We start from the raw sequence: 13,752 nt of genomic DNA, 5'->3' as shown, positions 1-13,752 counted from the left end.
TTTAAATATTGTTGAACAGTCGGTTGCATAATTTACGTTGTATGCAACGTGGTCATTTGGCACAAGCCTTGCGCTGTTCTGGCTATCGCAGATTACGCAGGCAAGGAGCCAGAATGTCGACGACGGTGTTGAAGGGCGGTCGGGTCGTGGACCCGGCAACGGGCACGGATGAGCAGGCCGACCTGGTCATACAGAACGGTATCGTTACCGGCCTGAACGCGCCCTATGCCTCGGATGCCGACGTCATCGACTGCAGCGGCAATCTCGTGCTGCCGGGCATGATCGATACCCACGCCCATATTTATCGTTATGTGACCGGACGCTTCGGTCTCGATCCCGACATGGTGGGTGTGCGTTCGGGGGTCACCACGCTGGTCGATCAGGGCGGGCCGAGCTGCATGACACTGCCCGGGTTTCGGCACTTCATCGCCGAGCCGGCCAAAACGCGCGTGCTCGCCTTCATCTCGGCCTATCTCGTCGGCGGGCTGGAAGGCCACTACTACCCGCAGCTCTATCAGCCGGAATGTCTGGATATCGATGCCACCGCGAAGGCGGTCGAGGCCAACCCCGATCTGGTTAAGGGTATCAAGGCGCATGCGGAGCTGGGCGGTTTCCAGCGCTGGGGCATGGACGTGATCAAGCTCGCCGCCCAGATCGGGCGCCAGTCGCGTATGCCGGTCTATCTGCATTTCGGTCAGCTCTGGCCGTCGCCCGAAGACCCGATGGATATCGACCCGGACACGATCTTTCCGAGCGTGCTCGAACTGGTCAAACCAGGCGATGTGCTCGCCCACCCGTTTACCCGCCATCCCGGCGGTTTCGTGGACAAGCACGGCCAGGTGCACGGCCTCATTCGCGATGTGCTCGACAAGGGCGTGAAGATCGACGTGGGCCACGGCTCACACTTCAGCTTCGATGTCGCGCGCAAGGTGCTCGATGCCGGCATCGTGCCCAATACGCTCGGCGCCGACATGCACGGTTACAACACCCGAGTAGCGCCGCCGCCCGGCACGCCGGATGTGCACTCCGACCCCGAAGAGGGCGATCACATGTTCGCCGGGGCGGTGCGCTTTTCGCTGACCTCGGCGATGACCAGCATGCTCGCGCTCGGGCTCACGCTCGATCAGGTCGTGCCGATGGTCACCTCGAACGCCGCGACAATGCTCGGCATGGCCGACGACATCGGCCATCTCAAGCCGGGCGCGGTTGCGGATGTCTCGGTGCTCAACGATGAGCGCGGCCAGTGGACGCTGCGCGATAACGAAGATCATCGCGTGACCGCCGAGCGCATGCTCACCCCGCGGTTCTGTCTGCGGGCCGGCGAGCGCTTCGATGCCGATGCGCCCACGCTGCCGCAGTTCGCGCCGGCCCAAGCTGCCTCGGCATGACCGGCGCCCCACCCGACACCCAGGCCAAGGGCATCGGCGCGCGGTTGGCGCGCAAGGAAGATGCGCGCTTTCTGGCCGGTCGCGGTCAGTTCGTGGCCGATATCCGCATGCCCAGCATGCTGGACGTGGCCTTCGTGCGTGCCCCGGTTGCCCATGCCCGGATCGTGGAAATCGAAAAACCCGACGGCTGGGAATCGCTGGTCTACACGATGGCCGATATGGCCGGCGTGAAGCCGATCGTGGCCGCTTCCAAGCTGCCCGGATTTCAGGTCTCCGAGCAGTATCCGCTGGCCAAGGACAAGGTACGTTTCGTCGGCGAGATGGTGGCGATGTGTGTCGCGCCCAGCCGTGCCCGGGCCGAGGATTTGGCCGAGCAGGTATTCGTCGACTACGAAGACCTGCCGGTCGTGTCGGACATGCATGCCGCGGCCAATGGCAGCGCCGAAGGCAAGCTGCACGCCCACTGGGATAGCAACGTCTTTCTCGAAACACAGGTCGACAACGCGGCCGCAATGGCTGACGACGTGGTCAGTCTGCGCCGGTCGTTGTCTACCTCGCGTCAATGCCAGGTGCCGCTGGAAGGCCGGGGCGTGGTCTGTTACTGGGACCACCGGCTCGGCCGGCTGGAGATGACCAGCGCGGCGCAGATGCCGCATATCAACCGTACCGGCCTGGCCGAATGCCTGGGCCTGGATGAGGGCCAGGTCCGTGTGGTCTCGCCCGATGTCGGCGGTGGCTTTGGCTACAAGGGCATTCTGCTACCCGAGGAAATCTGTTGCGCGTGGCTGGCGATGCAGCTCGATCGGCCCATCCGCTGGATCGAGGATCGAAACGAGCATCTATCGGCCAACGCCAACTGCCGCGAGCACGCCTACGACATCACCGTACATGTCGACCGCAGCGGCCGCCTGGCCGGTATCGATTGCGATGCGATCGTCGATTCCGGTGCCTATTCGTCCTATCCGTTTTCGGCCTGTCTGGAAGCTGCGCAGATCGGCTCGATCTTGCCGGGCCCGTACAAGATGGACAGCTACCGCTGTCATACGCGCTCGGCGGCGACCAACAAGCCGCCGATCCTGCCCTATCGCGGCGTCGCCCGCACCGGGGTGTGTTTCGCGCTCGAAGTCATGCTCGATATCGCCGCCCGCGAACTGGGCATCGAGCCGTACGAGCTACGCGAACGCAGTCTCGTCGGCGCCGACGACATGCCGTACACGAACATCACGAACAAGCTGTTCGACTCGGGCGACTATATCGCCTGCATGCAGCGCGCCGTCGAAGCGCTCGACTGGAGCGGCTGGCGTGCGCGCCAGGCCGAAGCCACGGGTCGCAAGCGTATCGGCCTGGGTCTGGCGACGTTCTGCGAGCAGGGCGCGCACGGCACCTCGGTCTATCACGGTTGGGGCATTCCCATGGTGCCCGGCTACGAGCAATGCAATGCGCGGGTGACCACCGACGGCATTCTCGAACTCTATCTGGGTGCGCATTCGCACGGCCAGAGCATGGAAACGACCATGGCACAGGTCGCCCACACCGTGCTCGGTATCGACCCGCAACATGTTCGCATCAGGCATGGCGATACCGATGGCTCGCCGTATTCGACCGGCACCTGGGGCTCGCGCAATGCCGTGATGTCCGGCGGCGCGGTCGCTGCGGCGTGCGAAAAACTCGCCGATCGCCTGCGATATCTGGCCGCGCACCTGCTCAATGTAGCGGCCGACGATCTGGTGTTTAAAAACGGCGCCGTCGCCACGGCTGACGGCAGCCGCTCGATCACCCTCGTCGAGATCGCGCATACCTGGTATCGCGCGCCCCAGCGACTGCCCGACGACGTGGACCCGGCCGGGCTGGGGCTCGTCGCAGGCTACAAGATGCGTCCGGACATGGGCACGTTCAGCTATGCGACCCATGCCTGCGCGGTCGAGGTGGATACCGTCACCGGCGCGGTCACGCTGCTCGACTACGCCATCTGCGAAGACGGCGGCGTGCTGATCAATCCGATGGTGGTCGAAGGCCAGCTGATCGGCGGGCTCGCCCAGGGCATTGGCACCGCGCTCTACGAAGAAATGCCGTTCGACGACGAAGCCCAGCCCCTGGCGTCGACGCTGGCCGATTACATGGTGCCGGGCGCGGCCGAGATGCCGCCGCTGCGTATCGAGCACATGCAGACGCCGAGCCCGTTCAGCAGTTTCGGCCAGAAAGGCATCGGCGAAGGCGGGGCGATTGCCCCGCCCGCGGCGATTGCCAATGCGGTCAACGATGCGCTGGCGGGCCTGGGGGCCGAGATTCATAGCGTGCCGATTTCGCCCGAGCGGGTGATTGCGGCATTGGAGGCGGCCCATGAAAGCCATTGATTACCGTATCGAACGCGTGGCCGATATTGCCGGCGCGATCGAAGCACTTCAGGCCGAGGCGTTTGCCAAACCGATTGCCGGCGGACAGTCGCTGGGCGCGATGCTCAATCTGCGTCTGGCGCAGCCGGAATGTGTGGTCGATATCGCGAGACTGGAGGCGCTCAAGGGCATCCGCCGCGAAGACCAGACGATGGTCATTGGCGCGCTGGTCACCCATGCCGCCCTCGAAGACGGCCGCTACGACGACGCGACCACCGGCATGCTGGCCCATGTGGCCGCCGGGATCGCCTACCGGGCGGTACGAAACAGCGGCACCATTGGCGGCAGCCTTTGCCATGCCGATCCTGCTGCGGACTGGATCGCGGCCACGGCCGCCCTGGGGGCTACATTCGAGGTCCAGGGGGCACAGGGGGCGCGCAGGGTCGCGGCGCGCGATTTCATGACCTCGGCCTTCGAAACCGTGCTCGCCGAGGATGAAGTGCTGATCGCGATCCATATCCCGGCGCTGGGCGATCGCGCGCGCTGGTCCTATCGCAAGTTCTGTCGCAAGACCGGCGAATTCGCGCTGGCGATCGTCAGCGGTGTGGCCGATCCGGCCACGGGGGTCGAACGGTTGGTGTTCTCGGCCCTCGACGGCGCGCCGGTGGTCGTCGAACGCGCCGGCCTGTTCGACGAACTGGCCGCACCCGCGGCCCAGGCCGCGTTGCTCGACGACGAAACACTGGCGCTTGCCGGCCACCGGCGTGCACTGCATGGCGGGCTGCTGGCGGATGTGCTCGCCGATATGCGAGGTGTCGCATGAGCCAGTCGCTGGAGTTTCCTGAAAGCAACACGGTGACGTTTCGGCTGGACGTGAATGGCCAGCCGCGCGAGATCAATGCCGAAGCGCGTACCCATCTGGCCGATGTGCTGCGTGAGCATTGCGGGCTGACCGCCACCCATCTGGGGTGCGAACAGGGCGTGTGCGGCGCCTGCACGGTCGAGATCGATGGCGTGCCGCAGCGTTCCTGTCTGCAATCGGCCGCGCGTTTCGAAGGCCGCCAGATCCGCACCCTGGAAGCCTTCGAAGACGACGCCCTGACCGCGGCCCTGCGCCAAGCCTTCAGCCAGGAACATGCCCTGCAGTGCGGCTATTGCACGCCCGGGATGCTGATCACCGCGCGCGACATCGTGCAGCGCCTGCCGCACGCCGACGAAGCCCGTATCCGCGAAGAACTGGCCGGCAATCTGTGCCGCTGTACCGGCTATCGCGGCATCGTGCGGGCGATTCAGCACGTGCTCGAAACCTATCCGCAAGAGAGTTCCGATGGATCTTAATCAACGCTTTACCATCGATGCGCCGGCCGCCGACGTCTGGCAGGCCTTTCAGGATCCGGCGTTGCTGGTGGATTGCCTGCCGGGCGCGACGCTACGCGAACCGGTCGAGGGCAATCACCTCAAGCTCACCTTTCAGGTCAAGTTGGGCCCGATCGCGGCCGCTTTTGCCGGCGAGGGCGATTTGAGCCTCGACGACGCGACCCGCAGCGGCGCGCTGCAGGGGCGCGGCACCGATCGCAAGAGCAATAGCCGGGTAAAAGGCGAAGCCGCCTTTGCCGTGATCGAGGAAGGCGCAACGACCGCGGTCGAGTTGAGCGTGTCGTTCTCGATTACCGGCAAGCTGGCCCAGTTCAGCCGCGAGGGTATTGTCAAGGCGCTGGCCGATCAGCTCACCCGCGACTTTGCCGACAACCTGCAGCAGGCGCTGCAACCCGAAGCTTCGGCCGAGGACGCGGCCGGCGACACGCAGGCCCCGGCCAAGCATGCGGCGAACGACGTTGCACAGACACCGGGCCGCGCACGCCTGAAATCCGTCGATACCAGCTCGGTCAATGCACTGAGCCTGGTCTGGCGGATGATCGTGAATTGGTGGCGCCGGCTGTTGGGCAAGTCAGCCGCATGAATGCCGTCATGCCAATCCCGCTCGACGCCAAGCGCGCGCAGCTCGCCACGCTTTTCGACGGCGCCTGTCTGCGCGGCGTGGCACGGCTGGGCGATATGAAGCCGGCGCTGGGCGACGACGTCTTGCTGCACGCCGGCCCGCCGCTGGATGGTCGCGTGCTGTCTCAGCCGATACGAAACGCGGCGATTCATGCCCTGGTCTATGCCGGCAAGCACGTGGATGCGGCCGCCGACGCCATCGACACCGGGGCTGTGCGGCTGGTGCCGGCGCAGGATCATGGCGTGGTTACGCCGCTGGCCCAGGTGGTATCGAGCGCCATGCCCGTCTGGCGGGTGGGCGACGACCGTCACGAGGTGCTGGCCCCGATCGCCGAAAGCGTGCCACCGGCGCTGCGTTTCGGCTCGGCGGATGCTGTCTGCGTGCGCCATCTGCACGAACAGGCGGACTGGGCTTTCGATCAGCTGGGAGCACGTCTGGCCGCTACGCCGTTAGCGGTACGCGACTGGATCGACGCGTCGCTGCAGGCAGGCGACGAATGCCATGCCCGCACGGGCGAGGCCAACGCCCAGCTGCTGGCAGCGCTGGGTGATCTGCCCGCCGCCTATGGCGAAACGATCGCCGCCAACGCCAATTTCGTGTTGCCCATGCTCATGGCCGCCAGCGCCTGGGCGATGCAGGCAAACGGCGGCTCGATCGCGGCGGTCGGCGGCAATGGAGCGGTCTTCGGGGTGCGTTTTGCTGGTGAACGCCACTGGCGTACGTGCGCCGCCACGGCACCGATCGGTCCCCGCCTGCCGGGCTGCGAAGACGTGCCCGTGATCGGCGCGGTCGGCGACAGCCCGGTGATCGATTTTTGCGGCCTCGGCGGCCAGGCGCTGGGGTTTGTCCCGGCCCTGAGTCAGGCCTGGGACGCGCTGTTGCCGGCCGACTGGCCCGAGCGCGCCGCCGCGGTGACCGACGACATCGGTCTGGTGTGTCGTCATCGCATCGCTGCCAGTGGGCGTTCGCCGCTGGTGCATCTGGCCATGGTCAGCGCCGCACGCGCGGGCGGTCTGGCCGGGCGTGGATTCTACGAACCGGACGTGTCGCTTTTTCAATCCGCCCGAACCACGGTCACTTGAGTCATGCCCGACGCGGCGCCTGCGCGGATGGGGCGCTATGCCATGCCGAAGCGTTTCTGCAACCCACTGTATCCGGAGCCTAACCATGTCGAACAGCCTTAGCACCGAACAGATTCAGCACTTTGAAAAGCAGGGATATCTCTATCCACTCGATGCGTTGACAACCGGACAGGCAGCCGACTGTCTGGCCAAGCTCGAGGAGATGGAAACCGAGCTCAAGACCGACCCGCAGAAATATCTCAAGATCAAGGCCCATCTGGCCGCCCCGTGGATCGTCGACCTGGCCTGTAACCCGGCGATTCTCGATGCGGTGGAATCGCTGATCGGGCCGGACATTCTGTTGTTCGGCTCGTCCTTGTTCGCCAAGCGCGAGCAGGACGATCGCTTCGTGTCCTGGCACCAGGATTCGGCCTATTACGGTCTCGATCCGCATCAGGAAATCACCGCCTGGCTGGCCCTGACCGATGCCACGCCCGACAACGGCTGCCTGAACGTGCTGCCCGGCTCACACCGCGGCCAGGATTTCGATCACGACGAAACCTACGACCCGAAGAATCTGCTCTCCCGCGGCCAGACCATCCGCGGGCTCAAAGAAGAAGACGCGGTCGAGATGGCATTGCGCGCGGGCCAGTTCTCGTTGCACCACGAGCGCACCGTGCACGGCTCGCGCGGCAACCACACCGATCAGCGGCGCGTGGGTATCGCCTTTTTCTATATGCCGGCCCATGTGGTTTCCACGCTCGGGCGGCGTAGCGCAATGCTCGTTCGTGGCGAGGATCGCCATGGCCACTGGGACAGCGATCCGGTGCCCCAGCGCGTGCTCGACGAGCAATGCATGGCCTATCTGCGCCAGATCTGGGAGAGCTACCAGAACCCCGAGGTCACCAAGCAGGCCGCCAAACACGCCTGATTCGTCAACGCTCATCAATTCAATAATCCGGACTTGGGGAATTACATGAACACGCGTAAATCGTATTGGGCGGGCATCGCTCTTCTACTCATCCTGCCCTGGTGCGCGAGCGCCGGCGCAGCCCAGAGCGACGACCCGGCCGACCAGGAAATCGTGATCGGGTGGACCGCCTGGGCGGACACGGAGTTCGTCACCAAGCTGGCCGAACGTGCCATCGAGAAGTACAGCGACTACGAGGTAACCCTGCGCATGGCCAATATCGCCGTGCAGTACCAGGGCGTGGCCGAGGGCAGTCTGGACGGCATGCTCATGGCCTGGCTGCCGGACACGCATGCCGATTACTGGCAACGCGTGAAGGACGATGTCGACGATCTCGGCCCGCTGTACAGCGGTGCCCAGATGGGCTGGGCGGTACCCGCCTATGTGCCGGAATCCGAGCTCGGCTCGATCGCGGATCTGAACAAGCCCGAGGTCCGCGCCAAGCTCAAGGGGCGCATTCAGGGTATCGACCCGGGCGCCGGCGAAATGCAGATCTCGCAGAAAATGCTGTCCGCCTACGACCTTAAAGACTACCGGCTCGTCGCCTCCAGCGATGCGGCCATGACCGCGGCACTGGCCCGGGCGATCAAACGCAAGGAATGGATCGTGGCCACGGTGTGGACACCGCACTGGATCTTCGGCCGCTGGGATCTGCGTTTTCTCGATGAGCCCAAGCAGATGCTGGGCAATCCCCAGCATGTGGATGCGCTGGTGCGCAAGGGCTTCAAGACGGACTACCCGGAAATCGCCACGTTCTTCACGAACATGAACTTCCCGCTCGACGAGCTGCAGCGCGCCATGATGGCGGCACAGGAAGACGGCATCAACACCGCCATCGACGACTACATGAATACGCACGAAGCCGAGATCAAATCCTGGTTCGCCGAGGCAGGCTAACCAAACCGAGCCGGCGCCTGGGCAGGCGCCGGTCGGCAACCCGTTTAGGGGGTAGCGGGCTGCGCCGCGGGGGCGGCGCGGGCCCGCTTTTTTAACGCAAGGCCGAAGTCGTTGCATGGGTAACGATCGGCAAATGCTGCGCTGCAGCATTTGCCGCGGCCATCAGACACCGCCATCGGCAGCCGGCCTGACCGGCGCCGAGCGCGGCACGACAACCGTTTGTCGCGTTTTCTGACGCCACCCCGTGGCGGCGGCGCGCGACACCAAACAGAGGGCTCGATGGACGCCAGCGCATTTCTGCATTACCTGACCCTGCCGTTGCTATGGGAAGGGCTGAAAACGGCCATGATCATCGCCGTGATTGCCTTCGCGGCGGCGCTGCCGTTTTCGCTGGGTATGGCGATGATGCGCCTGTCGCACTACAGGATCGTGCGGCTGCTGCCCATTCCCTATATCTGGGTCATGCGTGGTACGCCGATCCTGTTGCAGTTGTTGTTCTGGTACAACGTGCTGCCGTTGATCGGCCTGGGCCTCAGTGCCTTCTGGACGGCCGTGCTCGGGCTGATGCTCAACGAGATCGCCTTCATGTCGGAGATCATCCGCGGCGGTCTGCAGTCGATCAAGAAAACCCAGCGCGATGCCGCCAGTGCGTTGGGGCTTACCTCGTGGCAGATCATGTATCGCGTGATCATGCCGCAGGCGATGCGCTCGATCGCGCCGGCCATGGCCAATGAAGGCATGGTCATCGTCAAGCATACGTCGCTGGCTTCGGTGATCACCGTGCAGGAACTCACGCTCAGCAGTGAGCAGGTGGTTTCGACCAATTTCGAATATGTCGAGGTCTTCCTGGCGGCCGGCGTGCTCTATTTGGCCGCCACCACGCTGATTGCACTGGCCCAGAATTATCTCGAACGTCATCTCGATCTCGAACGACGCGGGCATGCCATTGCACGCGCTGCACAGGCCGGGCGCGAACGCGGCGAGAATCCGCTCACCGGCGCGACGGCACCGGCGGGTGCGGGGCACGACGACAAGCCAATCGACAGCGAAGCACCGGCGCTGCAGAAATTCCTGAACCCGGGGCGGGCGCTGGCCAGCAAAGCCGGCAAGCCCGGCGCCGGCCCGCGCCGGCCGTACGTGGTGATCAACAAGGTATCGAAATCCTTCCACGGCAAACGCGTGCTGCGCGATGTGTCGTTCAATATCTTTCCGGGCGAGGTGGTGTTTCTGATCGGGCCCAGCGGCTCCGGCAAGACCACGCTGCTGCGCACGATCAACCGGCTGGAAACCGTCGACGACGGCGAGATCACCGTGGGTGGCCAGTTCGTGGGCTATCGCTCATCGGCCGGTCGCCCCGTACCGCTGCGCGATGCGGCGCGCTCTCGCGCCAAGGTCGGCGTCGGCATGGTCTTTCAGCATTTCAATCTGTTCGACCACCTGACCGTGCTCGAAAACATCATCGAAGCGCCGGTACGTGTCCACGGCACCCAACGCGAACAGGCCCGGGCCGAGGCCCGCGAGCTGCTGGCCTGGGCGGGCCTGGCCGAATACGAAAACCACTACCCGCATCAGCTCTCCGGCGGCCAGCAGCAGCGTATCGCCATCATTCGCGCGGTTGCCACGCGTCCCAAGCTGCTGTTGTTCGACGAGCCCACGTCCGCGCTTGACCCCGAGCTGGTCAACGAGGTGCTCGACCTCATGCGCAAGCTCGCCGAATCCGGCATGACCATGGTCGTGGTCAGTCACGAGATCGTGTTCGCCCGCGACTGGGCCGACAAGGTCGTGTTCATGGAAAACGGCGAGATCGTTCAGCACGGCGCGCCCGAAGACGTCTTCAACGCGCCCGACAACCCGCGCACGAAGAACTTCGTGCATCTCATCGAGCAACGTTCCGAAGGCAGATCATCCAAAACCCGAGAGGCATGAGCCATGACCGAGACCACACCCTTCAAGAAACTGATGACCGTATCGGCCCTGCTGGCCGCGGTCGTTACCACGGCGCCGGCATTCGCTGCCGACGGCGATTCCTACACGATTGCTACCTCGGCGGACTTCCCGCCGCTGAGCTATCGCGATCCCGACGATACATCCAAGGTGATCGGCTTCGAGATGGACATGATCGAGGCGATGTCCGAACACGGCGGCTGGGACTATGAACTCAAGACGAGTGCTTTCAACGGCCTGCTGCCATCGCTCAAGAGTGGGCGCGTGGATATGGTGGTGTCCGATATCTACAACACCGCCGAACGGCGTAAAAGCGTGGATTTCATCAACTACATCGAGAACGGCTTTGCCGTCATGGTGCGTGCCGACGATGCGGACACGCTGACCAGCTACGACGCCATGTGCGGCAAGAATATCGGCATTCTCACCGGCAGCGCGCCGGAAATGGATGCCGTGACCGCAGCCAGCGAAAAGCATTGTGAATCGCAGGGCAAGCCGGCGATCCAGCCCAAGTCCTACCCGTCGGTCGCCCAGGAAATCCCGCAGCTGGCCAACGGCCGCCTGTCCGGCATCCTGGAAACGCTGACCACGCTGGCTTATGCCCAGAGCCAGAACGAAGGCAAGTTCGAGATCGCCTTTCGCGACCCGAACACCACCAAGGTGGGTATCGCACTTCGCAAGGACAGCGATTTCGCCGCCGACATCAAGGAAGACATGGCCTGGTACATGAGTTCGGGTACCGCCGACGAGCACGCCAGGAAGTGGGATATCCCGGTCGAGGCGTTGATCAAGACCGACGACTAAAAGCCGTTCCGCTGGGCCGTCGGCCCACGAAAGGCAGATATCGGCACCCGCCGGTATCTGCCTTTTGCATTCTGGATCAGGATTGAAACGCAGTCGGCTGCACTGCTCGGTCAAGCCGGTTGTCCGCCAATGAACGCGAATGTATACAGGTCGCTTCGAGCCGGGGGCTGGAATTCAACCGGGCAAACGCCGAAAAGCTGCAGCCTTGAAGGCAGGCCGTGTCCGCATCACGTTTTCTATTCGCGTTTATTAGCGTTCATTCGCGGACCGTTCCTTTCTTTGAAGGCAGGAACCGCAGATTCCGCAGATGACGCAGATTGTGTGACAGGCGTGTTCGTACTCAGGTGGCGGCCCAATGGTGCGGATAGACGACGCAGGTTGTTCGCACATGAACGCGAAGCGTTTTCCATCTGTTTTCTTTCTTCAAGGATAGAAACCGCGCATGGCGCAGATTGTGTGACAGTCGGCTTCGTACGTAGGCACCGGCACCGCGCCCTGCACTGCTTTGCCGACCGTACTGTGCCGTTTCAACGGGCGCTGCACCTGTTTGGGGCATGGCCGTAGCGTGGGCGCTGCCCCATGCCCGGACAGGCTGTAATACAGGCACTGCGCAGACGCGAACCGCTGTCGCATCAGGATGTATGCAAGCTGGTACACAAATTGCGATAGCCCTGGCCTGTTTGACATTCGGTGTGCTGGGCAGGCGCATCGGCCTATCGCTACGAGGCTGGCATGGATCGCAGAACCTTTCTCAAGAACAGTGCATGGATCGCGGGCGCGGCGGGTAGTCTGCCGTTGTTCAAGTTCATGCCGGCGCATGCAGCCGGCAACCGCGAAACACTGGTGGTCGTCACCGGCGCGGCGCCCAACAGTATGGATATCCATCGCGAGGGCACCAACCGGCCGAGCTATGCGATCGCGGTCAATCTCTATGATCGGCTGCTCAGTTACGGCACCAAGACGCTGGACGACGGCACTGTCTCCTACGACTACGAAACCCTCGTACCGGAGCTGGCCGAATCGTGGGAAGTCGCCGACGACAAGATGTCGGCGGTGTTTCACCTGCGCAAGTCCGCCACCTTCTGGGATGGCAAGCCGGTCACCGCGAGTGATGTGAAATGGTCGTTCGATCGCGCCGTGACCGTCGGCGGCTTTCCCACCGTGCAGATGAAGGCCGGCTCGCTGGAAAAACCCGAGCAGTTCGAAGTCGTCGACGAGCACACGTTCAAGATCAATTTCCTGCGTCCGAGCAAGCTCACGCTGCCGGATCTGGCCGTGCCGGTGCCGATCATCATCAATTCGAAAGTCGCCAAGGCCCATGCCACCGACGATGATCCCTGGGCCACCGATTATCTGCACCGCACCCCGGCCGGTGGCGGTGCCTACAAGCTGCTGCGCTGGGACCCGGGCGAACAGACGGTCTACGAACGCTACGACGATTGGCGCAACGGCGAAGTGCCGGCGCTCAAGCGGGTGATCATCCGCGAAGTGCCGTCGGCGTCCACACGCCGGGCGCTCATCGAGCGTGGCGATACCGATATCTCGCTCGATCTGCCGCCCAAGGAAGCGGCGGACCTGCATGCCAGCAGCAAGATCAACGTGGCCGGCGTGCCGATCGAGAACTGTGTCAACGCGCTCGGCCTGAACGTGGAAATGGCGCCCTTCGACGACAAGCGCGTGCGTCAGGCGATTGCCTATGCGCTGCCCTACGAAAAGATCTTCGATGCCGCCGCCTACCGGCGCGGGCGCATGATGCATGGCGGCCAGTCGTTCACGCCGGCATCGGCAGACTGGCCGCAGCCGTTTCCCTACGACACCGATCTCGACAAGGCGCGCGCGTTGCTCGAGGAAGCCGGCCACGGCAACGGTTTCGAGGTGCCGCTATCGATCAATCTCGGTCTGGCGCAATGGACCGAGCCGACCGCGCTGCTGATTCAGGAAAGCCTGGGCAAGATCGGTATCCGTACGCCCATCGACAAGATTCCGGGCGCGAACTGGCGCACGCAGGCGCTGGTCGAGAAAAGCCTGGCCATGCATCTGAAGAACTTCGGCGGCTGGCTCAACTACCCGGACTACTACTTCTTCTGGGCCTACGTGAAAGGCCATCTGTTCAACTCGATGAACTACAGCAACCCGACCATCGACCGACTCGTCGACGAGACGTTGCATATCCCGGTCGACGATCCGGCCTATGTGCCCAACATCAAGCAGATGATCGCCATCGCCTTCGAGGACGTGCCGCTGATACCGCTCTGGCAGCCGAACCTGGACGTGGCCATGCAGAAGAATGTCGAAGGCTATCAGTACTGGTTTCATCGGCAGCTCGATTGCCGGCCACTGAAAAAGGCCTAGCCAC

General features: G+C 63.8%; 11 protein-coding genes. All 11 read left to right on the top strand.

Going from position 1 to position 13,752, the window contains the following annotated elements:
• Window positions 1–113 precede the first annotated feature (113 nt).
• Window positions 114–1,388: an amidohydrolase/deacetylase family metallohydrolase gene (locus tag T5B8_RS16485; protein WP_353180509.1), complete on the top strand. Its 1,275-nt coding sequence runs from the start codon at window positions 114–116 to the stop codon at window positions 1,386–1,388.
• Window positions 1,385–3,742, top strand: coding sequence for a xanthine dehydrogenase family protein molybdopterin-binding subunit (locus T5B8_RS16480; RefSeq protein WP_353180508.1), 2,358 nt, complete (start codon window positions 1,385–1,387; stop codon window positions 3,740–3,742). The genes T5B8_RS16485 and T5B8_RS16480 overlap by 4 nt, the downstream gene beginning before the upstream one ends.
• A complete protein-coding gene (locus T5B8_RS16475) occupies window positions 3,729–4,544 on the top strand; it encodes an FAD binding domain-containing protein (RefSeq protein ID WP_353180506.1) in 816 nt (271 codons plus the stop codon). The genes T5B8_RS16480 and T5B8_RS16475 overlap by 14 nt, the downstream gene beginning before the upstream one ends.
• Window positions 4,541–5,059, top strand: a complete 519-nt coding sequence (locus tag T5B8_RS16470) for a (2Fe-2S)-binding protein (protein WP_353180504.1) — start codon at window positions 4,541–4,543, stop codon at window positions 5,057–5,059. Before T5B8_RS16475 ends, T5B8_RS16470 begins: the two co-directional genes overlap by 4 nt.
• Window positions 5,049–5,681 (top strand): SRPBCC family protein, encoded by a 633-nt coding sequence (locus T5B8_RS16465; protein WP_353180502.1) that lies wholly within the window; start codon window positions 5,049–5,051, stop codon window positions 5,679–5,681. The genes T5B8_RS16470 and T5B8_RS16465 overlap by 11 nt, the downstream gene beginning before the upstream one ends.
• An 8-nt stretch (window positions 5,682–5,689) precedes the next feature.
• Window positions 5,690–6,802 (top strand): oxamate carbamoyltransferase subunit AllG family protein, encoded by a 1,113-nt coding sequence (locus T5B8_RS16460; protein WP_353180500.1) that lies wholly within the window; start codon window positions 5,690–5,692, stop codon window positions 6,800–6,802.
• Window positions 6,803–6,887: 85 nt separating this feature from the next.
• Window positions 6,888–7,712 carry a phytanoyl-CoA dioxygenase family protein gene (locus T5B8_RS16455; protein WP_353180498.1) on the top strand — a complete coding sequence of 275 codons (825 nt, stop codon included), beginning with the start codon at window positions 6,888–6,890 and terminating at the stop codon, window positions 7,710–7,712.
• 45 nt (window positions 7,713–7,757) lie between these two features.
• Entirely contained in the window at window positions 7,758–8,648 is an 891-nt protein-coding gene (locus T5B8_RS16450; protein ID WP_353180496.1) for a glycine betaine ABC transporter substrate-binding protein, read from the top strand.
• A gap of 279 nt (window positions 8,649–8,927) precedes the next feature.
• Window positions 8,928–10,574 carry an amino acid ABC transporter permease/ATP-binding protein gene (locus T5B8_RS16445; RefSeq protein ID WP_353180494.1) on the top strand — a complete coding sequence of 549 codons (1,647 nt, stop codon included), beginning with the start codon at window positions 8,928–8,930 and terminating at the stop codon, window positions 10,572–10,574.
• A 3-nt stretch (window positions 10,575–10,577) separates the two neighbouring features.
• Window positions 10,578–11,396, top strand: a complete 819-nt coding sequence (locus T5B8_RS16440) for an ABC transporter substrate-binding protein (RefSeq protein WP_353180492.1) — start codon at window positions 10,578–10,580, stop codon at window positions 11,394–11,396.
• A gap of 732 nt (window positions 11,397–12,128) precedes the next feature.
• A complete protein-coding gene (locus T5B8_RS16435) occupies window positions 12,129–13,748 on the top strand; it encodes an ABC transporter substrate-binding protein (RefSeq protein WP_353180491.1) in 1,620 nt (539 codons plus the stop codon).
• Window positions 13,749–13,752: the final 4 nt, after the last annotated feature.

It is taken from the genome of Salinisphaera sp. T5B8, assembly GCF_040361255.1.
In the GTDB taxonomy this organism is placed as follows: domain Bacteria; phylum Pseudomonadota; class Gammaproteobacteria; order Nevskiales; family Salinisphaeraceae; genus Salinisphaera.
Note: the sequence above shows the minus strand (reverse complement) of the source record. Positions and strands in the feature narration are given on the sequence as shown.

What these genes read in the sequence shown, in the direction of transcription:
- T5B8_RS16435 (WP_353180491.1), top strand. Translation starts at nt 12,129, where the DNA reads ATGGATCGCAGAACCTTTCTCAAGAACAGTGCATGGATCGCGGGCGCG.
- T5B8_RS16460 (WP_353180500.1), top strand. Translation starts at nt 5,690, where the DNA reads ATGCCAATCCCGCTCGACGCCAAGCGCGCGCAGCTCGCCACGCTTTTC.
- T5B8_RS16450 (WP_353180496.1), top strand. Translation starts at nt 7,758, where the DNA reads ATGAACACGCGTAAATCGTATTGGGCGGGCATCGCTCTTCTACTCATC.
- T5B8_RS16470 (WP_353180504.1), top strand. Translation starts at nt 4,541, where the DNA reads ATGAGCCAGTCGCTGGAGTTTCCTGAAAGCAACACGGTGACGTTTCGG.
- T5B8_RS16485 (WP_353180509.1), top strand. Translation starts at nt 114, where the DNA reads ATGTCGACGACGGTGTTGAAGGGCGGTCGGGTCGTGGACCCGGCAACG.
- T5B8_RS16445 (WP_353180494.1), top strand. Translation starts at nt 8,928, where the DNA reads ATGGACGCCAGCGCATTTCTGCATTACCTGACCCTGCCGTTGCTATGG.
- T5B8_RS16480 (WP_353180508.1), top strand. Translation starts at nt 1,385, where the DNA reads ATGACCGGCGCCCCACCCGACACCCAGGCCAAGGGCATCGGCGCGCGG.
- T5B8_RS16475 (WP_353180506.1), top strand. Translation starts at nt 3,729, where the DNA reads ATGAAAGCCATTGATTACCGTATCGAACGCGTGGCCGATATTGCCGGC.
- T5B8_RS16465 (WP_353180502.1), top strand. Translation starts at nt 5,049, where the DNA reads ATGGATCTTAATCAACGCTTTACCATCGATGCGCCGGCCGCCGACGTC.
- T5B8_RS16455 (WP_353180498.1), top strand. Translation starts at nt 6,888, where the DNA reads ATGTCGAACAGCCTTAGCACCGAACAGATTCAGCACTTTGAAAAGCAG.
- T5B8_RS16440 (WP_353180492.1), top strand. Translation starts at nt 10,578, where the DNA reads ATGACCGAGACCACACCCTTCAAGAAACTGATGACCGTATCGGCCCTG.